Here is an 18,500-nt window from a genome sequence, read left to right on the forward strand (position 1 = left end):
TTATCGCTTTTATCGTTTCTTATCGTTTTATTGCGTTTTATATGGTGTTTCGTACGGGCCACCACGTGGGGTCGCCACTACGGCCCCACCCCCGGCCCCCTCCCCAAACCCCTTCGGGCTTTAGGGAGGGGGAGCCGGATTTATCAGATGTATGCAACGTACTGGACGTCGGGACGCACGGCCGTGCGCCCGAAATAAACAGACACATCTGTTCTTATCGTTTTTATCGTTTCTTATCGTTTTATTGCGTTTTATATGGTGTTTCGTACAGGGCGACCACGTGGGGTCACCCCTACGGCCCCACCCCCGGCCCCCTCCCCAAACCCCTTCGGGCTTTAGGGAGGGGGAGCCAGATTTATCAGATGTATGCAACGTACTGGACGTCGGGACGCACGGCCGTGCGCCCGAAATAAACAGACACATCTGTTCTTATCGTTTTTATCGTTTCTTATCGTTTTATTGCGTTTTATATGGTGTTTCGTACAGGGCGACCACGTGGGGTCGCCCCTACGGGTGCCTCCCCGGCCCCACCCCCGGCCCCCTCCCCAAACCCCTTCGGGCTTTAGGGAGGGGGAGCCAGATTTATCAGATGTATGCAACGTACTGGACGTCGGGACGCACGGCCGTGCGCCCGAAATAAACAGACACATCTGTTCTTATCGTTTTTATCGTTTCTTATCGTTTTATTGCGTTTTATATGGTGTTTCGTACAGGGCGACCACGTGGGGTCGCCCCTACGGCCCCCTCCCCAAACCCCTTCGGGCTTTAGGGAGGGGGAGCCAGATTTATCAGATGTATGCAACGTACTAGACGTCGGGACGCACGGCCGTGCACCCGAAATAAACAGACACATCTGTTTTTATCGTTATTATCGTTTTTTATCGTTTTATTGTGTTTTATATGGTGTTTCGTGCGGGCCACCACGTGGGGTCGCCACTACGGTTATACATTGTGTTCAGCGCTGATATGTGCAGGCGCGTTTAGGGAAGGGTTGGTGGGAGACAGCACGCGGGGAGGGGGCGAAGAATGGTGTGAGCGCACCGTTATGCGCGGTTCATCTCCTAGACGTTTGCCTTGGACGGTGGTTCGATACCCGAGCCCGCCGTAGGTCGAATGACTCGGGAGGCACATAGTCACCGTTCCATCATATTGTAGTTTTGCTCATTAATCAACTACGACACACAATGAATTCATCTACTTCACCACACATCACGGTTGAAATCTGGAGCGACGTCGTTTGTCCGTTTTGTTATATCGGCAAGAGGAATTACGAAGCAGCAGTTGCCGAGTTCGGTCATCCTGAAGCAATCACGACCACATTTAAAAGTTTTCAGTTAGAGCCCGACTTCAGGCAGGACCCTGCTAAGCCGTATAACTTAACCGAAGGTCTTACACTCAAGTACGGTCGGCCCGTCGAAGAAATCATCGAGATGCAGCAGCGCATCGTCAACACTGCAAAAACCGCCGGTCTGGAATTTAATTTCGATACAGCAATCACCTTTAACACATTCGATGCACACCGGCTGATTCATCACGCAGCCGGTAAGGGGCTTGGGCAGACCCTTATCGAACAACTGTTTGCATCGTACTTCACACTCGGAAAAAACCTAGGCGACAACACTGTACTGGCAGCAACAGCAGTAGCATCGGGGCTCCACGCAACAGAAGTAAACGAAATACTGGCCGGCAACCGGTACACCGACAACGTACTGGCCGACATCACCGAAGCCGCCGACTTAGGAGTGACCGGTGTCCCCTTCTTTGTTTTCAACCGCACCTACGCCGTAAGCGGAGCACAGCCAAAGCAGGTGTTTTTGGATACTATTAAGAAGGTTTACTGATATCTCTCTCGCTCTTATCAATCTGTTTATTGCAGCACTACTAATTTTCGTGCATGCATCCCCTGTTCGTTAGCTATTACAACAAAGTATAGTCCGGCAGGCAAACCGGCTATGTTTATCCTTACATCCTGTCGGCTGATGGGTCCGGAAAACGATTTCAGTTGCGGGGTATAGTCACGTACTATATTTCCTGTCGCATCGTAGAGAAGTAAACGCATGGTAGCTTCCGTTGCGGCAGTAAATCTGCCGATAGTAACGGTTACGTTTTGTGTTGCGGGATTAGGATGCAAATCTTGAACGTAGAGATAGTTGTAATAGTCGAGGATACCGGTTGGAGTACCTACACTAGGATACAACCTAAACCCGGTAACCAACGAAGTATTAAAAAGCCATGGATTGCCGTTATTATCTTGGAATATGTAAGGCAGTTGCTCGTTCCCGAGAGGGCCAAAAGCGGAGGCAGGTAGCGTAGTATCATAAACAATTCCGTTATATGTAACAGCTAAAAGTCGTCGCTGTGGAGAGTCCCATAGATAAGCTGTGTCGTTCTGTGCAAACATTGTCAATCCAAACGAGTTGGATAGTGGTTTGGATAAAGAATGGACCGCTGAGTCTAGCTGTCCGCTCTCGATATTCCATTGGTGACATACGAGTGAGGTATAGCCGAGTGATTGCTGCGATGGGTCAGCATCAAACCTCGCCGTGATACATTTTACAACGCTATTGCTACACTCAAACAAATACTGGTGTGCACTTGGTGTGAGTGCAAGAACTACCGGCGCTGTCGGATTTGAAGAAGTCGTGTAATTACTAGCCCAGATCCTACCCTGTGAAAGACAATACAAAGTTCTACTACTCGCAATTGCAGAACTAACATAGGCCTGCTGTTTATCAATCTCTCTTGTTGTCCACGTTCGCCCTTTGTCTGTACTTAGAATGATATGCCTGAACTTCGAATTGCAAACAATTGTTGAATCGTTCAGCACTACAATACGCTTGTTATTAATACCACCGTTAACATCCATAACTTTTATCCACTGCCCAATACCTTCTTTCTTGAATATACCATAATTGCAGAACGCAACCTCCGGTCCACCTTCGAGATGCACGTAACGAATAAGAGGGTAGCTTCCTGCCTCTGAACTTGGGAGTACCGTTATACCTTGAGAATCACTAGTTGGAAACATTGCAGGGAAGCGATTCGTATCAACTGTTGCAAGGCCTGTGGTAAACGGTTGGCCATTTGCGCTGAATGAAATATCTCCTGAGAACCCTACCAAGGTATCTGCCAACCAGTTAACCTTCGATACTTTTCCTGAACCATCGATTAGCATAAGGCATCCTCTTGTGCTCAGAATGTACGATTCGTCTTGTCGCTGAATTCTAGATGGATTTGTAAACATTGAATCAAGATCTTGTCTACGACCAACGAAATCGGGATGTGTGATCTCGTAAATCCCTGCACGTGGATCGCTACCAAAACCAAAGGGAGGAGCTACTATACCTATAACACCACGTTGACCATTGATGCAAAACGATGTGGCAGAGGTTAAACCCAGTGGCCTTTGTTTGTTTTGTTCGTAATACAGATATCTAAGACCACCTGATGCAAGTGAGTCAGGACTAAGTATTTGGCTGAGCTGATAGAGTGAAGCAATACCCACTGTGCCGTCATCCATCATTAAAAGTTCGTCTATTGCTGTGTTAAATGTTTCTATTGTTCTGACTATTTGGCCGCTGAGTGTTGCAATTATCAGATTCTTCGACCCTTTTTCTGCATATACCAGCGTGTCCCTGACTATCGCAAAGGATATAACTTCAGAGCCGTGGTTGGGCAAAGAAGCAATATGTGTTGATTTCCAATCATCTCCGTTAAACGTAAGCTCGACTACCTCTTCATTCCCAAGCGCAAAGAGTCGGTTACCATCGCCATACTGTGTACATACATAATCACCAATTTTCTCCCACCTGAGCCGGGAGTTGTTGTAATAGTACAACTCATCAGTACCAGTTAGTAGCCTCTGCATATGATCAAAACGAAACAGTCTCCGAACAGGGATATCGAAAAACTGCTCACTTTGAGTCATTTTCAGATTATCAATGTCACCCTCATACAATCCATGGCGCTCGTTAAATCCAAGAAATAAACGATTGTTATGTACTGCCTGAGTTGTTGGTACTAAAAATCTATAGTCAAGGATACTCACGGGCCTCCCTACAGTCTGAGCTAAGGAACTGGACGCGAAAAGTGCGAACACCATACATAATATAAACTCACGCATCTGATAATCCTTTCAGTTATTTATCTGTTAACTACCACACAAGTTTTCACACATTGTGGGTTGCACTACTACAGGGCATCCAGGATTAAAACCAGGAAAGCACGAATAGTAGATTCGTGGCTCTTGAGTGCACGGATCAACATCCGTTGTGTTCAGGCATATCTGGCACTCGCGGGTACATAATACGTCCGTACACCACTCGAGATATAACTGCAAATACTCCGGCTGTCCTCCTGGGCCATCGGGATCTACGATTCTTGTTTTTAGCTCTGCGCATGTTCCGTTCGAGAATGCAACTGTATATGTTAGCATTGTAGGGCAAACAGGAATAGTACTACCAAGAGCATCGCGGATTGCTAGATCTCGCACGTATTTGACAAGGTAATTCGCTGTGAACGGCGGAGGGTCTCCGGGGCTCAATCCCCAACAAGAAGCATCGAGGACTGTTGCATCTAACAACATCACATGAAAAGTGCTTCCCGGAAGCAGACAATACGTTATCTGAACATCGCAACATATCCCATTGTACACCATCTTAGCCACCTTGGTAACTTGTACCGAACCAGATGGACATGATACCTGTGCATTTGTTAACGACGTTCCCAATACGATACCGCACATAAAGACGACTACTGCAAGGCACCTTGAGAGTGTGTGGTGAGTCAAGGATTTATATATGTGCATCATAAACAATCCTAGGTGAAAATAGGTAAAAAATAAAACTTACGTAAGGTTCACCTCAAATATATCCCCCCCCCCCCGAGACTTCCAAATTTAGTTGTAGGATAGTAAGGGGCTTTGGCAGAGGCCAACACTGTACTGGCAGCAACAGCAGTAGCATCGGGGCTCCACGCAACAGAAGTAAACGAAATACTGGCCGGCAACCGGTACACCGACAACGTACTGGCCGACATCACCGAAGCCGCCGACTTAGGAGTGACCGGTGTCCCCTTCTTTGTTTTCAACCGCACCTACGCCGTAAGCGGAGCAGAGCCAAAGCAGGTGTTTTTGGATACAATTAAGAAGGTTTACTGATATCTCTCTCGCTCTTATCAATCTGTTTATTGTAGCACTACTAATTTTCGTGCATGCATCCCCTGTTCGTTAACTGTTACAACAAAGTATAGTCCGGCAGGCAAACCGGCTATGTTTATCCTTACATCCTGTCGGCTGATGAGTCCGGAAAACGATTTCAGTTGGGGGGTATAGTCACGTACCATCTTTCCTGTCGCATCGTAGAGCAGCAGACGCATGGTAGCTTCCGTTGCTGCAGCAAACCTACCGCCGCAGAAGTAAGGAAATGAAACTGGCGATCCTTGAAGAAGCCAAGCAATTCGGGATAGCGCAGACAAGCCGCAAACACGGAGTATCGGCAAGCCAGATTCATGACTGGAAGAAGAAGTGCCGGGTATTGGGAGTAGCAGGATTGTCGGGCACAGTGCGCAAAGGCGATCCTGAGACCCACCGACTTCGGTTAGAGAATCAGGCCCTAAAAGAGATGATCGCCGTTCAGGCACTGGCGTTGCTGACTAAACACAGTCTGCTAAAACAACAGAGCAACCGCTCAGGAGCGGCTCATGATCGCCCGTGAGTATGTAGCCGCGGGCGCCTGTACACACCGAGTCATAGCGATAGTGGGTATGACGGAGAGTACGTGCTACTGCAGTGGAGTATCAAGAAAGAGAATGCCATCATTCCGTTCCCACGTGCCGAAGCCCTTATGAGCGTCACCGGTCATCGCAGCTTTAAAACCATGAAACGCTCTCAACTACCAACCAATCGCAACGCGACGCCATAAAGCGAACGTGTGGAGTGGGAGAGTAGGGGGCTGGGGCAAAAGGGCATCGTATTCCCGTAGCTGAATGTATGGAATAACCAACTTACCCGGAACCCGGGAGATGCCGACCTCGTTATACAACCAGCACTAAGACGTATCCACAAGCAAGGCCCGGCATAGTGAGCGACACGGGAAGTCACTTTATCGCCATTCAATTCAAAGGATACATCGCAGGCAGCAGTTTAGAACACCGTCGCTCTTCCGTGTGTTATCCACAGTTTAATGGTATAGTGGAGCGTCGGTTCCGTCCGACTAAGGAAGGACTGCATCTTTGATGATTTGTAACAAACAACCTACACCAAGCCACTAATATTATGTATATTTATGCAGTATTATTGCATGTATAAGCGAGTTAGCCGTCACCCTAAAAAGACAGACCGTGCAAAAAAATATGACGACCGAAAGAAAAAAGAATTATATTTGCCAAATAATGTCAAGACAAACTTATGTCAACAATCTTTGGTAATAAAATCAGAACACTTCGAGAGGAGAAACAAATCCCTCAACGACAGTTAGCTGCTGCGTTAGAGATTGACACAGCGACATATTGTAAGATTGAAAAAGGCGACAGACGAGCGAAACGAGAACAAGTAACAATACTTGCGGACTTGCTTGAAGTTGACTCGAAAGAGTTAATACGTTTATGGTCGGCAGACAAAGTTTACGACATTATAGCCGAAGAGGAAGAAGCAACACAAATTTTAAACGTGGTTGCTGAAAGTATTGTTCAATATAAACGTAAATCAGCCAAAGTATGAAACCACTTGTAAAATACAGAGGAGGAAAGTCAAAAGAAATACCTCATTTGATTAAACACATTCCACAGTATAGCGGACGATATATTGAACCGTTTTTTGGTGGCGGTGCTTTGTTTTTTCATTTACAGCCTAAAAGAGCAATTATAAATGACATTAATTCAAAACTAATATCGTTTTATTTAGGCGTAAAAAATGATTTTGATACACTCAAAAAAGAATTAACGGAGATAGAGCGAGTTTACGCTATAAACCGCAAAAATTTTGAAGAACTTAAAAGTAAAACGCCAGATAAAAGAGTTGAAGACGAAAACGAACCTCTGTATTATCAAATCAGAGATATGTTCAATGAACTAACTGAAAAAAAATACTCTGATGCTTTGCTTTATTTCTTCATAAATAAGACAGCATATTCAGGAATGATACGCTACAATGCAAAAGGAGAATTTAATGTGCCTTATGGACGATATGCAAACCTAAATACTTCATTGGTAACAAGTTCTCACAGCAAATTACTTGCTAATACAGAAATTTATAATTTCGACTATTCCGAGATTTTCCAAATGGCGACCAAAGACGACTTTATGTTTTTAGACCCGCCATATGATTGCGTTTTTTCTGATTATGGCAATGCTGAACACAAAGACGGATTCAATGAAAAAAATCATATTGAATTAGCTAACCAATATAAAAAACTAAAGTGCAAAGCACTAATGGTTATTGGTAGAACACCACTAACAGAAAAATTATATGGCGACCACATTGTAGATGAATATGGCAAGTCCTATGCGGTAAATATTAGAAACAGATTTAAGTCCGAAGCGAGTCACATTCTCATTTCTAACTATGGCAATGAGGCATTAAAAAGAGAACCCAAATTAATACTAGAAGAAGAATCTGTTTCCTATGGCTAGAATTGACAGTAAAGTAATTTTTGTAACCACTTCCCCACGGACACCTGCAAAGATGATTCCTGAAATTGGGCTTTTGAACGCCCATTTTGCAGGACAAAGATGGAATACCGAAACTCAAAGAGCTTTTATGGAGCTATTGAGAGAGGAAAACTTTTTCAATGGCGAAGGTGCAAATGACCCAGCATTTAGTGCAAGAGACAGAATAAACAGAGCACCAAAAGCACTTGGTTTTGTAATTCTTTCCCCAACAATTCAACTTACACCAGCAGGTGAAGAACTTGTAAACTCAAGAAGAAAAGACGAAATATTTTTAAGACAGTTACTCAAATTTCAAGTTCCTTCTCCATTTCACAAACCAACCGCAAATTCAGCAGAATTTTGGGTGAAGCCATACCTTGAACTATTCACGCTCATTCGACATTTTGGCTCATTGAAATTTGATGAGTTAAAAATGTTTGGTTTACAATTAGTTGACTACAGAGAATTTGATACAATAGTTGAGAAAATCAATCAATTCAGAATAGCAAAGGCTCAAAACGAAGGAAATTATAAGCGTTTTCGTGCTGAATATTTTGACAGAGAATTAAGAGAGATTTATAGTGTAGATATTAGTTCAGGAAATACAAAAACCCGAGAAACTAATGATGCTTCAATTGCAAACTTCTTAAGCACAAAAGCAAGTAATATGAGAGATTATGCTGATGCTTGTGTTCGTTATTTGAGAGCAACAGGATTAGTTAATATTTCTCATATTGGTAAGTCTCTTTCAATTGTTCCAGAGAAAATTCAAGAAGTTGATTATTTCTTGCAACACACAGATAGAGAACCTTGCTTTATTGATAACGAAGGTCAATATGTTGCTTATCTTGGTAATCCACTTATTCCAACGCTTCTTACAGACAATAGAGAATTATTAGAACAAAAAATTAGAGCAGAGTTTCCGCAACTTGAATTTTCTGCAACTGCAACCTTACAAGAACTCAAAAACTTATTTGCAGACCAAATAGAAAATCGAAAAGAGCAAATAATAACAGAACAAGTTGCAGCAATCAAAGACTACCGTCTGTTTGAAGATATTTCCACAACATTTGACCAAATACTTGATAATTCACTTTACGATACGCCACTTATGTTGGAGTGGAACACTTGGCGAGCAATGACTATGTTGGACGGTGGTGATATTAAAGCTAATCTAAAATTTGACGATTTTGGAAATCCAATGTCAACGGCACAGGGTAATATGGCTGATATTGTTTGCGATTATGGAGACTTCGGTTTAACCGTTGAAGTAACTATGCAAGGTGGACAACGACAATATGAAACAGAAGGAGAGCCAGTAACAAGACACCTTGCAAAATATAAACGTGAAACTGAAAAACCTGCTTACTGTTTGTTTATTGCACCAAACATAAATGACGCTTGCAAAGCCCATTTTTACGCATTACACAAAATGAACATTCAATATTATGGTGGGACTTCTACAATCGTTCCATTACCATTGAGTGTTTTTATTAAAATGGTTCAGGACTCTCATAATGCAAACTATGTTCCCGAGCCAAGACACGTTCAACGATTTTTCGAGCGTTCAAATGAATTAGCAAACTCGACAGACAATGAAGTAGATTGGTATAACGGCATTACAGAAGAAGCACTAAATTGGTTGACAGAATGAAGGGCGAACGGCTAACAGCGGTTTGGCGTAATGGCTGGTATAGTGCTTCGTATGACAGTTTTGTGCTAGGTTCAAGTGCAGTTCTTCGCTTAAACTTTTGTGCTAAAAATCCGCCACTACGCCAAGCCGCAAACCGTTGGCAGCAACTCAAACTGACATCCTACCAATGACAAAACTTACAAAATTCTTTAGCCTTATATTTCTTCTTGTCGCGATTACATCTTGCGGTCAGACGCAGAAACCTTTTGACAATGGAAGTTATATTGTTGACAATTCTATCAAACAAAAAGTGGACAAAAAAGTAAAATCATACAACGGCGTAACAATGTCATCAATGGACGTTAAGTTATATGAAAACGACAGCGTAACTGCCGACACTTATTCAAAGGGAAAAAGCATTGATGAATGTATGACGTTTACAACTCTTGACGGAGACACAATAAACATAACAGGGTTTGCAGGAATGTTTGCAGGTTTCGGTTATCAAATTGCGTTATTCAAAGACACTTGCATTGTTAGACATTATGCAAAATCAGACGCAGAAATTTACAAACTTCACAAAACCGATAGTTTAGAATTTGGCGTTTCTGTTCCTTGCAAAACATACAAGTTGACACTTTCTAAAAAACCAACTTTTAAAAAAGGAGAAGTTCTGGAGGGTATTATTGAGTTGACAAGCGAAGATTATTATGAAGTTGCCAATCGTGGCGAAACAAAATGTAAAATACAATTGACAGGTTACTTTAAAACCGACCCGTTAGAAAGTACAGAAGATAAATACCTTAAAACGAAAGACAAATGAGTATGCTGCCAACATTAGGTTTGGCAATAGGCTGGCTGAAGGAATAACAATCGGCTGTAGTTAGCTATCAGCTTCGGTTCCAGCAGACGAACAAATATCGGCTTTTTATATTTATCTTCGGCTATAGTTTTTCAATCGGCTAACGTTCGGGCGGATGTTCATTGAATACCAGCCCATCGCCAAGCCTTCAACGGTTACCAGCCATTTTAGACGACCGCACAATCCGACACTTGAAAAAGTAATCGTAGGACTGTCCTTGACGAACTTTCATCGAACTTTGTGCTAAACTTTGGCAACAGTTCTTCTAATCAACTTTTACTCTGGACAGTCCAACGCTGACTTTTAGAAAAAAATTATCTGACAGACAAACCGCCTAACACGACAAGTAACGATTTGGGCAGACAGACAACAAAATATTTATCTTTGCAATATGATTTTTCTCAAAGACTTTGAAGCCTTTAACAACTATGTTGGACTTCCTAAACCGTTGGACAACAATATTGACATCGGCTACTATGACGGACAAAATACGCTTTTACAGTCCGAACCTGTAATGATTGACTTTTACCGAATTTCCATAAAAAGCAATTACATTGATTTAAACAATCCCGACAATCCCAAACCCGTAATTGGTGTATTTTTTACAAGTCCTGACAAACCACTTTCGTGGAAAATCGAACAGAATTTTAATGGAATGTATGTGCAGATTTCTAAAAAACTCATTGACGAAAATCGTTTTCTTTTCCAAAACTATCTTGGTTATGGCGAACACGAAGCATTGCAACTAACAGACAATGAAGAAAAAGAAATAAGAACAGTTTTTGATTTACTGTTTAAGCATTATCATACCAAACAAAACAGTTACAATGTTTTGCTTTCTTACGTTCACGTTTTAGTTTCGTTGGTAGAAACTTTTTATCACAGGCAGTTTTCAACTGACATCAAAAAATATAACCGTATCGTTTCTGAATTTCAACAACTCTTAAACGATTATTACAACACAGAAGCAACGCAGTTGCCAACTGTTCAGTTTTTTGCAGACCAACTTCGTTTATCATCTAATTATTTAGGCGACATCATAAAGTACTTCACAAACAAATCGGCTATTGAAACCATACACGATTTTGTGATTAACCGAGCAAAAAAGTTACTCACAGAAAGTAATTTGAACAATGCTGAAATTGCCTACGAATTAGGATTTGAATATCCGAACTACTTTGCCAAACTGTTCAAGAAACATACACAACTTACGCCAAAAGAATATCGCAACAAATTTCAATCAAAGCAAATTGGCGTAGCCAATAATTAAAAATGTGTGTGTCTGTTTTAATCAGTAAAATGTTTCCTTTTTTGTGGTAATATGTATAGCCCAAGCCTGACGGCTTGGGCTAATTTTGTCGCACAAAAAAAGGAAGAATATGCCACACATTATTGTAAAACTTTGGGCAGGAAAAACAGAAGCACAAAAAAAGAAATTGACTGAAGAATTGACCAAAACGGCAATGTCTGTAATTGGTTACAGTGCAGGTTCTTTTTCTGTTGCCATTGAAGATTTTGAGCCGAAAGATTGGAAAGAAAAGGTATTTATACCTGACATTCTTAATCAACAAGACAAACTATACAAGAAGCCGGAATATAGTATTAACGATTTATAAAAAACAATTACAATGAACACAAAACAGGTAAAAGCTTATGGCACGGAAACTGCCGAAGCACCATTGAAAAATTTGAACATTCAACGCAGAAGCGTTGCACCACACGATATAGAAATTGAAATTTTGTATTGTGGCATTTGCCATTCGGATTTACACGCCACAAAAAACGAATGGGGCGGAACAACCTACCCGATTGTTCCGGGACACGAAATTGTTGGAAAAGTTACCAAAGTTGGCGACTACGTTACAAAATTCAAAGTTGGCGATTTAGCAGGTATAGGTTGCATTGTGGATAGTTGCCACGAATGTGATTATTGTAAAGAAGGCGAAGAACAATTTTGCGAACAAGGAAGCACTATTGTATTCAACTCACAAGACAAACGTTTTGGCGGTATCACTTATGGCGGTTTTTCGGAAAGCATTGTAGTTGATGAAAATTATGTAGTGCATATTCCCGAAACATTAGACTTAGCAAGTGCCGCACCAATTCTTTGTGCAGGCATTACGGTTTATTCGCCATTCAAACATTGGAATATAAAAGCAGGTAAAAAAGTTGGCATTATTGGCATTGGCGGTTTAGGACATATTGCTATCAAAATTGCAAAAGCAATGGGTGCTTATGTTACAGTATTTACAACATCAAATTCCAAAGCCGAAGATGCAAAACGTTTAGGTGCAGACGAAGTTGTTTTATCTACTGACAACGAACAACTAAAAGCACAATCTAAATTTGATATGATTTTAGATACAGTTTCGGCAAAACACGATGTAAACGCATATCTCAACATTCTAAAAGTGGACGGTGCATTGGTTTTAGTTGGTTTGCCTGTTGAACAACTTCCTGTTGGTGCTTTTAATTTAGTTCACGGCAGAAAAAGTTTTTCAGGTTCAAACATTGGCGGTATTCGTGAAACACAAGAAGTATTAGACTTTTGTGCAGAACACAACATTACTCCCGACATTGAGTTAATCAACACAAACCAAATTAACGAAGCATTTGAACGTTTGGAAAAAAGCGATGTAAAATATCGTTTTGTTGTAGATATGGCTTCGCTCAAAAATTAACTGAAATGAAACGAATACTAACTTTACTTATCACAGCCACAGTCGTTGCAAGTTGTAACACAAAAACAGAAACAAAAATGAACACAACAGAAATATTTCCGAAAGGACAGCAATTACCAAACGATTGGTTTGTAGGAAACGCTTTTATCACACCATTAGTTGCCAAAGACAAAAACAATGAATTTTCCGCAGGTAGCGTAACCTTTGAAGCAGGTGCAAGAACAAATTGGCATACGCACCCAAAAGGACAAGTGTTGATTGTAATTGACGGCAACGGTTTTTATCAAGAAAAAGGAAAACCCGCACAACCAATTAAAAAAGGCGATGTAGTAAACATTCCCGAAAATGTAGAACATTGGCACGGTGCAACGGCAACAACTCAAATGACACACATTGCCATTACCAACTACAAAGACGACATTCAAGTAACTTGGTTGCAACCTGTAACAGACGAAGAATACAAAAGTGTAAACTGACCGACAAAAAAAACGGCTGGTAACAAGGGTTTGGCGTAATGGCGGGTGAAGTGCTTCGTATGAACATTTTTGCTAAATTTGAACTGTGGTGCTTCGTATCAACGGCAGTGCTAAAATGCCGCCACTACGCCAAGCCCCGAACCGTTATAGCCCATTTAAAAGACGCTAATGTGATCCCGGCCTAATTCGAGGTACGAAAGTTTAAGTACAACATACTGATCGATTGCGTTGATACCAATCGGCTTCGAATTGCACGGGCGAGAGTCCACCGATTGACGTGTGTCTGCGGCGTTGGTTGTAGAACAGATGTGTCCATCGATAGATGGCACCTGCGGCATGTTCGACGTTACGAAATGGAAAGTGATGCATCAACTCGGTCTTCATCGTGGCCCAAAACGATTCCATCGGAGCATTGTCATAGCAGTCGCCTGATGAGCCCATGCTACTAACGAGGCCGTACTTCTTGAGCTCATCTTTGAATGCATATGAGTTGTACTGCCCTCCTTGGTCGAGTGGTGGAAGATGATGGGCACCTCTAATGTCCTGTGCTTCAGCCGACGCGCGATCACGGCTTGATGGAATGCTTTGAACAACGCTCCAACATGCAAATCATGCGAAACGTGGATACCAAGAATGCGGTGCGATGCTTGATCCTTGATCGCCACGGCGTAGATCTTTGGACCGATCGCCGGAAGCTCAGAATAGTCGCTCAGCCACAGTTCGTCCAGTTCAGTCCTGTGGAACGCGCGCTGCACGAGATCCGATGAGGGTGATACGTCTCCGATGAATTCGTCGTTGCCATGCATTTCCATGTGTTCTTGCATTGAACAGGCATACCGTTTTGCTTCATGAGCCGACGAACCCGAGTCTTTCCGACACGTCTCCCGCCTTTCCTGATATCATGAGCGATCCACTCAGCACCATAGCTCCTCTCCGTTGCCTGATAGATCTCATTGATCTGAGCAAGCAGTTCGCGATCTTCTTGCTTGCACTTCCCTCAACACCCTTGCGCCACTGATAGTAGCCATCACGGGAAGCTTGCAAGACTCGACACATCACGTCTAACGGCCATTTCGAGCGATGACGCTCAATGAAGTCGTAACTCATCTCGGCCGTTGAGAGAATATACCGATGGCATTTTTTAGGATGTCGCGCTCCTGGGTCACCACCTTCAATTCACGACGCAGTCGGGCGTTTTCCTCGGCGCTCGCTTCCAAAGCATCTGGCTGTGATGATTTGCTCTTCTTATCTGCCTGTATCCAAGCATACAGCGTTTTAGCATCGATGCCAAGGTCACGGGCGATACTGGACTTCTGACGCTCGGGATGGTCCCTTACTAGACCCAGCGCTTCAGCTCTAAACTGAGCCTCTATTGGCTGCCGTGTACGTTTACCTGCCATTGCGGTTCTCCTTTCTTGAATTGAAAAATTCAGTTTATCTTTCTGTACCTCAATTCAGGCCGGGTTCAAAAGGGCATCGTATTCCCGTAGCTGAATGTATGGAATAACCAACTTACCCGGAACCCGGGAGATGCCGACCTCGTTATACAACCAGCACTAAGACGTATCCACAAGCAAGGCCCGGCATAGTGAGCGACACGGGAAGTCACTTTATCGCCATTCAATTCAAAGGATACATCGCAGGCAGCAGTTTAGAACACCGTCGCTCTTCCGTGTGTTATCCGCAGTTTAATGGTATAGTGGAGCGTCGCTTCCGTCCGACTAAGGAAGGACTGCATCTTTGATGATTTGTAACAAACAACCTACACCAAGCCACTAATATTATATATATTTATGCAGTATTATTGCATGTATAAGCGAGTTATAAGCCATTTTAAAACGACAACAATGAGAAACATTCTAACATTTGTAATTACATTTTTTACATTGACTGCATTTGGACAACAAATGACTTTGGAACAATGGAACGAAGAAGCAAAAACTAACATTCGACTTTTACCAAAGTATGGACACGCAGTAAAAACCGAAGCTCAAAATAAATCAGACCAAGAGTTTATTGAAACTGCACTCAAGCAAGATTCTACCAATAGAAAAGCGTCTGACCACTTGATAAGTTTAGGCTTTAAATATCTATATCGAGATATAAAAACTGCAATGTATCGCTTTAATCAAGCGTACTTACTTGACTCGACAAATACGGACATTTATTGGGGATTTGGTGCTGTTTATATGACTTTAGGAGACTACTCAAAAGCTGAAAAACAGTATTTAGAAGGACTTGCAATTAATCCGGACAACACTCACCTTTTGACAGATTACGGGACTTATTTTATGGCTCAATATTATGGACTGCAACCAATAGACAAAAAAGGTGCCTTGACAAATTTAGAAAAGGCAATTGACTATTTGACCAAATCATATAACCTTGACCCGAAAGACCAAAACACGACTTTTAAACTTTCAATTTGTTATTGGAACAAAGGAGACTGTGACAACGCTTGGAAATATTATGACATTTGTAAAGAACTCGGTGGACAACCAATTACCGAAGACTACACTAAAGACCTGATGAAAAAATGCAAGCGGAAGAAATAAAAACGGCTTATAACAGCACCTACCCAAAAGGCGGGGTTTCGTGCTTCACAGACACATTTGTGGTAGCCGAAAGTTCAGTTCACCGAATGAAGTTTAGTGCTAAAAATCCCGCCCTTCGGGTAGCTGCAAACCGTTACCTGCAAGCCTAAAAGACCACATAACAAGAATGAACGACAGAATAAAACATAAACAAGTGACTGGAAAAACGAACTATCAGACAGCCGACCCAAAAGCCAACGCTTCTGTATTTTTATTTTTTTCCACCGTACATTTTTTAAAAACAATTTTAGCCAGCCACACAAATGGCACATTTTACCGAACGCTCTTATAAAATCACAACTTTGAGATAATGGATGAACTTTTCAAAATATTTAAAGTAGACAAGACAGAAGCAACCAAAATAAGTGCTTCACCTGACGAACCACATCAACACAATTTTGAAGAGTTGATTATTGGTATTGAAGGAGAATTGGAACATTTTATTGATTTTAACACCAATATCCTTGATGCCCCACTGGTAAGCTTTGTTACAAAATGTAAGGTTCACCGTGTAATCCCGAAATTGAAAAACGGAAAGTGCGATATGTGGGTGATTCGGTTTAAAAGCGAGTTTATTCCTGAAATCACTTTCCAGCTTTACGCTTCCTTTCACAACCACGCAACGCTAAAACTGCCAAGTGGAGATTGTTTCAAGCGGTTGGTTTCGATTTGCGAAATTATTGACCAAGAAATGCAACAGGAAAATCCTGACCTGAGTGTGGTGCGGCATCTGCTCAGTGCTTTATTCATTATGATTGAATCGGAAAAGAATAAAATAACACCCCAATCCAACGGATTGGCAACAACACAAAACACAACCCTGCACAACTTTTTAAAAATCCTTGAAGAAAATTACCACAGACCGGAAGGAGTTGACTTTTATGCCGAGAAATTATTTATGTCGGCAAGAAATCTAAATCTGATTTGCAAAAATATTCTTAACCAAACGGTTAGTGAACTCATTGAAATCCGAAAATTGATTGAGGCCAAAAATCAGTTGACCCACAGCGACAAGCACATTTCTGAAATCGGATTTGATTTGGGGTTTAACGACAAAGCGTACTTCACCAACGTGTTTAAAAAAAGAAGCGGACAAACTCCTTCGGAATTTCGGGAAGAGATGAAAAAGCTCTTTTCCTGATTTTACAACTCTTCTTCCAAATACTGTTACCCTTTGCCCTTTAAATAGTTGCACCTTTGCAGTATCAAATTATTAATCATTTAAAAACAGATAAAATGGAAACAAAAACAAAATGGGTTTTAGACCCAACGCACAGTGAGCTTACTTTTAAGGTAAAACATATGATGATTACCAATGTAAAAGGCGAGCTCAAGAACTATTCGGTAGAAGTAGATGGAGAAGACATTTTTAAATCAAACGTTCTTGTAACTATTGATGCAGCATCCATCAATACGAACAATACCGACAGAACATCACTTAAAGTCATCCGACTTTTTTGATGTGGAAAACCACAAAGAACTTTCTTTTAAAAGTGCTTCATTCAAACAAAAAGATGATGATGAGTATGAGTTGAAAGGCTTGCTTACCATCAAGGGCATCAGCAAAGAAATATCGTTAGAGGTAGAATTTGGCGGAATCAATAAAGACCCTTGGGGCAATGAGAAAGCAGGACTTTCCATCAGCGGAAAAATCAACCGCAAGGATTGGGGTCTAAACTGGAACGCAGCATTGGAAACAGGTGGTATTTTGGTTAGTGAAGACGTAAAAATCTACGGTGAAATTCAATTTGTAAAACAATCTTAAAAATAAAAAACAATGAAAAATAAAGTAATCATTATCACAGGTGCCGGAATGGGACTTGGATATGCAGCAGCAAAAGAACTGGCTTCAAAAGGTGCAAATCTTGTATTGGTTGACTACAACGAAAAAGGTTTGGCAGATACAAAAACGGAAATCGCTAAAGAATTTCCTGATGTAAAAGTCATCACTGTTGTAGCAGATGTATCCAATGAAGAAGCCGTGAAAAATTATGTAGATGAAGCGGTAAAAGCATTTGGCAGAATTGACGGCTTATACAACAATGCGGGTATTGAAGGGAAGCAGGCAAGTATTACCGACTATGATGTGAATGTTTTCAAAAAAGTAATTGACATTAACCTGATGGGCGTGTATTACGGAATGCGTTATGTAATTCCTGTGATGCAAAAACAAAAATTTGGTCGCATTGTGAATGTGGCTTCTGTTGGCGGTATTCGTGGCGTGTTAAACCAAATGCCTTATGTGGCAAGTAAACACGCTGTTTCAGGGATGACAAAAAACGCAGCTTTGGAATACGGCAGAGATGGGATTCTTACCAATGCCATTGCACCCGGAGCAATTTTAACTCCTATGGTTGCCGAAGCATTCAAACAAGTGAATCCTGACAATCCAAAAGTAGCAGAAACGGAGTATGCGCAACGCAACCCAACCAAACGATTAGGTCAACCTCACGAAGTAGCCAAATTAGTTGCCTTTCTATTGAGCAAAGACAACGGCTATGTGAGTGGACAGACCATAGCGATTGATGGTGGAGAATCAAACATCTATGGAAACTCTTAAAAATCAAGGTTAGCATTTGAATAAACAAATGCTAACCTTTTATAAAA

The 18,500-nt window shown here is 41.8% G+C and carries 20 protein-coding genes and 1 pseudogene; 15 read left to right on the top strand and 6 right to left on the bottom strand.

Features of this window, described 5'->3' with window-relative positions:
- Nucleotides 1–1,184 precede the first annotated feature (1,184 nt).
- Nucleotides 1,185–1,841, top strand: coding sequence for a DsbA family oxidoreductase (locus tag HRU79_02215; protein ID QOJ25526.1), 657 nt, complete (start codon nt 1,185–1,187; stop codon nt 1,839–1,841).
- A gap of 26 nt (nt 1,842–1,867) precedes the next feature.
- On the opposite strand, the gene HRU79_02220 is transcribed toward HRU79_02215, so the two are convergent.
- Entirely contained in the window at nt 1,868–4,048 is a 2,181-nt protein-coding gene (locus HRU79_02220; protein QOJ25527.1) for a T9SS type A sorting domain-containing protein, read from the bottom strand.
- A gap of 873 nt (nt 4,049–4,921) precedes the next feature.
- Between HRU79_02220 and HRU79_02225 the strand changes: the two genes are divergently transcribed.
- Nucleotides 4,922–5,158 carry a DsbA family protein gene (locus HRU79_02225; protein QOJ25528.1) on the top strand — a complete coding sequence of 79 codons (237 nt, stop codon included), beginning with the start codon at nt 4,922–4,924 and terminating at the stop codon, nt 5,156–5,158.
- Between the two features lie 26 nt (nt 5,159–5,184).
- Here HRU79_02225 and HRU79_02230 read toward each other — a convergent pair whose 3' ends face one another.
- The gene (locus tag HRU79_02230; GenBank protein ID QOJ25529.1) at nt 5,185–5,376 is read right to left on the bottom strand and encodes a T9SS type A sorting domain-containing protein; all 192 of its coding nucleotides are present in this window, start codon (nt 5,374–5,376) and stop codon (nt 5,185–5,187) included.
- Nucleotides 5,377–5,423: 47 nt separating this feature from the next.
- Here HRU79_02230 and HRU79_02235 point away from each other — a divergent pair, with 47 nt between their 5' ends.
- The 9 genes from HRU79_02235 (at nt 5,424) to HRU79_02275 (ending at nt 13,299) form a co-directional block, all read left to right on the top strand.
- Entirely contained in the window at nt 5,424–5,714 is a 291-nt protein-coding gene (locus HRU79_02235) for a transposase (GenBank protein ID QOJ25530.1), read from the top strand.
- 692 nt (nt 5,715–6,406) lie between these two features.
- Nucleotides 6,407–6,718 carry a helix-turn-helix transcriptional regulator gene (locus tag HRU79_02240; protein QOJ25531.1) on the top strand — a complete coding sequence of 104 codons (312 nt, stop codon included), beginning with the start codon at nt 6,407–6,409 and terminating at the stop codon, nt 6,716–6,718.
- Nucleotides 6,715–7,629, top strand: coding sequence for a Dam family site-specific DNA-(adenine-N6)-methyltransferase (locus HRU79_02245; GenBank protein QOJ25532.1), 915 nt, complete (start codon nt 6,715–6,717; stop codon nt 7,627–7,629). Before HRU79_02240 ends, HRU79_02245 begins: the two co-directional genes overlap by 4 nt.
- Complete coding sequence (locus HRU79_02250) at nt 7,622–9,301, top strand: AlwI family type II restriction endonuclease (GenBank protein QOJ25533.1); 1,680 nt, start codon at nt 7,622–7,624, stop codon at nt 9,299–9,301. Before HRU79_02245 ends, HRU79_02250 begins: the two co-directional genes overlap by 8 nt.
- A 166-nt stretch (nt 9,302–9,467) precedes the next feature.
- Nucleotides 9,468–10,103, top strand: coding sequence for a hypothetical protein (locus HRU79_02255; GenBank protein ID QOJ25534.1), 636 nt, complete (start codon nt 9,468–9,470; stop codon nt 10,101–10,103).
- A 430-nt stretch (nt 10,104–10,533) separates the two neighbouring features.
- The gene (locus HRU79_02260; protein ID QOJ25535.1) at nt 10,534–11,412 is read left to right on the top strand and encodes a helix-turn-helix transcriptional regulator; all 879 of its coding nucleotides are present in this window, start codon (nt 10,534–10,536) and stop codon (nt 11,410–11,412) included.
- Between the two features lie 109 nt (nt 11,413–11,521).
- Nucleotides 11,522–11,758 (top strand): tautomerase family protein, encoded by a 237-nt coding sequence (locus HRU79_02265; protein ID QOJ25536.1) that lies wholly within the window; start codon nt 11,522–11,524, stop codon nt 11,756–11,758.
- A 12-nt stretch (nt 11,759–11,770) separates the two neighbouring features.
- The gene (locus tag HRU79_02270) at nt 11,771–12,823 is read left to right on the top strand and encodes an NAD(P)-dependent alcohol dehydrogenase (GenBank protein QOJ25537.1); all 1,053 of its coding nucleotides are present in this window, start codon (nt 11,771–11,773) and stop codon (nt 12,821–12,823) included.
- Between the two features lie 77 nt (nt 12,824–12,900).
- Nucleotides 12,901–13,299, top strand: a complete 399-nt coding sequence (locus tag HRU79_02275) for a cupin domain-containing protein (GenBank protein QOJ27244.1) — start codon at nt 12,901–12,903, stop codon at nt 13,297–13,299.
- A gap of 201 nt (nt 13,300–13,500) precedes the next feature.
- Here the strand turns inward: HRU79_02275 and HRU79_02280 are convergent, their stop codons facing one another.
- From HRU79_02280 to HRU79_02295, 4 genes are all read right to left on the bottom strand, one after another.
- Nucleotides 13,501–13,740 (bottom strand): transposase, encoded by a 240-nt coding sequence (locus HRU79_02280; GenBank protein QOJ25538.1) that lies wholly within the window; start codon nt 13,738–13,740, stop codon nt 13,501–13,503.
- On the bottom strand, nt 13,680–14,123 hold the full coding sequence (locus tag HRU79_02285) for a hypothetical protein (protein QOJ25100.1): 444 nt from the start codon (nt 14,121–14,123) through the stop codon (nt 13,680–13,682). The genes HRU79_02280 and HRU79_02285 overlap by 61 nt, the downstream gene beginning before the upstream one ends.
- Complete coding sequence (locus tag HRU79_02290) at nt 14,009–14,269, bottom strand: transposase (protein QOJ27245.1); 261 nt, start codon at nt 14,267–14,269, stop codon at nt 14,009–14,011. Before HRU79_02290 ends, HRU79_02285 begins: the two co-directional genes overlap by 115 nt.
- A 133-nt stretch (nt 14,270–14,402) precedes the next feature.
- Nucleotides 14,403–14,699, bottom strand: a complete 297-nt coding sequence (locus HRU79_02295) for a transposase (GenBank protein ID QOJ25539.1) — start codon at nt 14,697–14,699, stop codon at nt 14,403–14,405.
- A gap of 447 nt (nt 14,700–15,146) precedes the next feature.
- On the opposite strand from HRU79_02295, the gene HRU79_02300 reads away from it, so the two are divergent.
- The 4 genes and pseudogenes from HRU79_02300 to HRU79_02315 all read left to right on the top strand — a co-directional run bounded on the left by HRU79_02300 (nt 15,147) and on the right by HRU79_02315 (nt 18,453).
- Nucleotides 15,147–15,854, top strand: a complete 708-nt coding sequence (locus tag HRU79_02300; GenBank protein ID QOJ25540.1) for a tetratricopeptide repeat protein — start codon at nt 15,147–15,149, stop codon at nt 15,852–15,854.
- A gap of 349 nt (nt 15,855–16,203) precedes the next feature.
- On the top strand, nt 16,204–17,034 hold the full coding sequence (locus HRU79_02305; GenBank protein ID QOJ25541.1) for a helix-turn-helix transcriptional regulator: 831 nt from the start codon (nt 16,204–16,206) through the stop codon (nt 17,032–17,034).
- A 95-nt stretch (nt 17,035–17,129) separates the two neighbouring features.
- A pseudogene (locus HRU79_02310) lies at nt 17,130–17,658 on the top strand (polyisoprenoid-binding protein).
- A gap of 12 nt (nt 17,659–17,670) precedes the next feature.
- On the top strand, nt 17,671–18,453 hold the full coding sequence (locus HRU79_02315) for an SDR family oxidoreductase (GenBank protein ID QOJ25542.1): 783 nt from the start codon (nt 17,671–17,673) through the stop codon (nt 18,451–18,453).
- Nucleotides 18,454–18,500 lie beyond the last annotated feature (47 nt).

Source organism: Ignavibacteria bacterium (assembly GCA_015709655.1).
Classification (GTDB): Bacteria; Bacteroidota; Ignavibacteria; order Kapaibacteriales; family Kapaibacteriaceae; genus OLB6.

Excerpts from the sequence above, each read along its gene's own strand:
- HRU79_02235 (QOJ25530.1), top strand. The coding sequence starts at position 5,424 with ATGAAACTGGCGATCCTTGAAGAAGCCAAGCAATTCGGGATAGCGCAG.
- HRU79_02295 (QOJ25539.1), bottom strand. The coding sequence starts at position 14,699 with ATGGCAGGTAAACGTACACGGCAGCCAATAGAGGCTCAGTTTAGAGCT.
- HRU79_02315 (QOJ25542.1), top strand. The coding sequence starts at position 17,671 with ATGAAAAATAAAGTAATCATTATCACAGGTGCCGGAATGGGACTTGGA.
- HRU79_02245 (QOJ25532.1), top strand. The coding sequence starts at position 6,715 with ATGAAACCACTTGTAAAATACAGAGGAGGAAAGTCAAAAGAAATACCT.
- HRU79_02300 (QOJ25540.1), top strand. The coding sequence starts at position 15,147 with ATGAGAAACATTCTAACATTTGTAATTACATTTTTTACATTGACTGCA.
- HRU79_02265 (QOJ25536.1), top strand. The coding sequence starts at position 11,522 with ATGCCACACATTATTGTAAAACTTTGGGCAGGAAAAACAGAAGCACAA.
- HRU79_02305 (QOJ25541.1), top strand. The coding sequence starts at position 16,204 with ATGGATGAACTTTTCAAAATATTTAAAGTAGACAAGACAGAAGCAACC.
- HRU79_02230 (QOJ25529.1), bottom strand. The coding sequence starts at position 5,376 with ATGCGTCTGCTGCTCTACGATGCGACAGGAAAGATGGTACGTGACTAT.
- HRU79_02250 (QOJ25533.1), top strand. The coding sequence starts at position 7,622 with ATGGCTAGAATTGACAGTAAAGTAATTTTTGTAACCACTTCCCCACGG.
- HRU79_02240 (QOJ25531.1), top strand. The coding sequence starts at position 6,407 with ATGTCAACAATCTTTGGTAATAAAATCAGAACACTTCGAGAGGAGAAA.
- HRU79_02275 (QOJ27244.1), top strand. The coding sequence starts at position 12,901 with ATGAACACAACAGAAATATTTCCGAAAGGACAGCAATTACCAAACGAT.
- HRU79_02280 (QOJ25538.1), bottom strand. The coding sequence starts at position 13,740 with ATGGGCTCATCAGGCGACTGCTATGACAATGCTCCGATGGAATCGTTT.
- HRU79_02270 (QOJ25537.1), top strand. The coding sequence starts at position 11,771 with ATGAACACAAAACAGGTAAAAGCTTATGGCACGGAAACTGCCGAAGCA.
- HRU79_02260 (QOJ25535.1), top strand. The coding sequence starts at position 10,534 with ATGATTTTTCTCAAAGACTTTGAAGCCTTTAACAACTATGTTGGACTT.
- HRU79_02255 (QOJ25534.1), top strand. The coding sequence starts at position 9,468 with ATGACAAAACTTACAAAATTCTTTAGCCTTATATTTCTTCTTGTCGCG.
- HRU79_02215 (QOJ25526.1), top strand. The coding sequence starts at position 1,185 with ATGAATTCATCTACTTCACCACACATCACGGTTGAAATCTGGAGCGAC.
- HRU79_02285 (QOJ25100.1), bottom strand. The coding sequence starts at position 14,123 with ATGCAAGAACACATGGAAATGCATGGCAACGACGAATTCATCGGAGAC.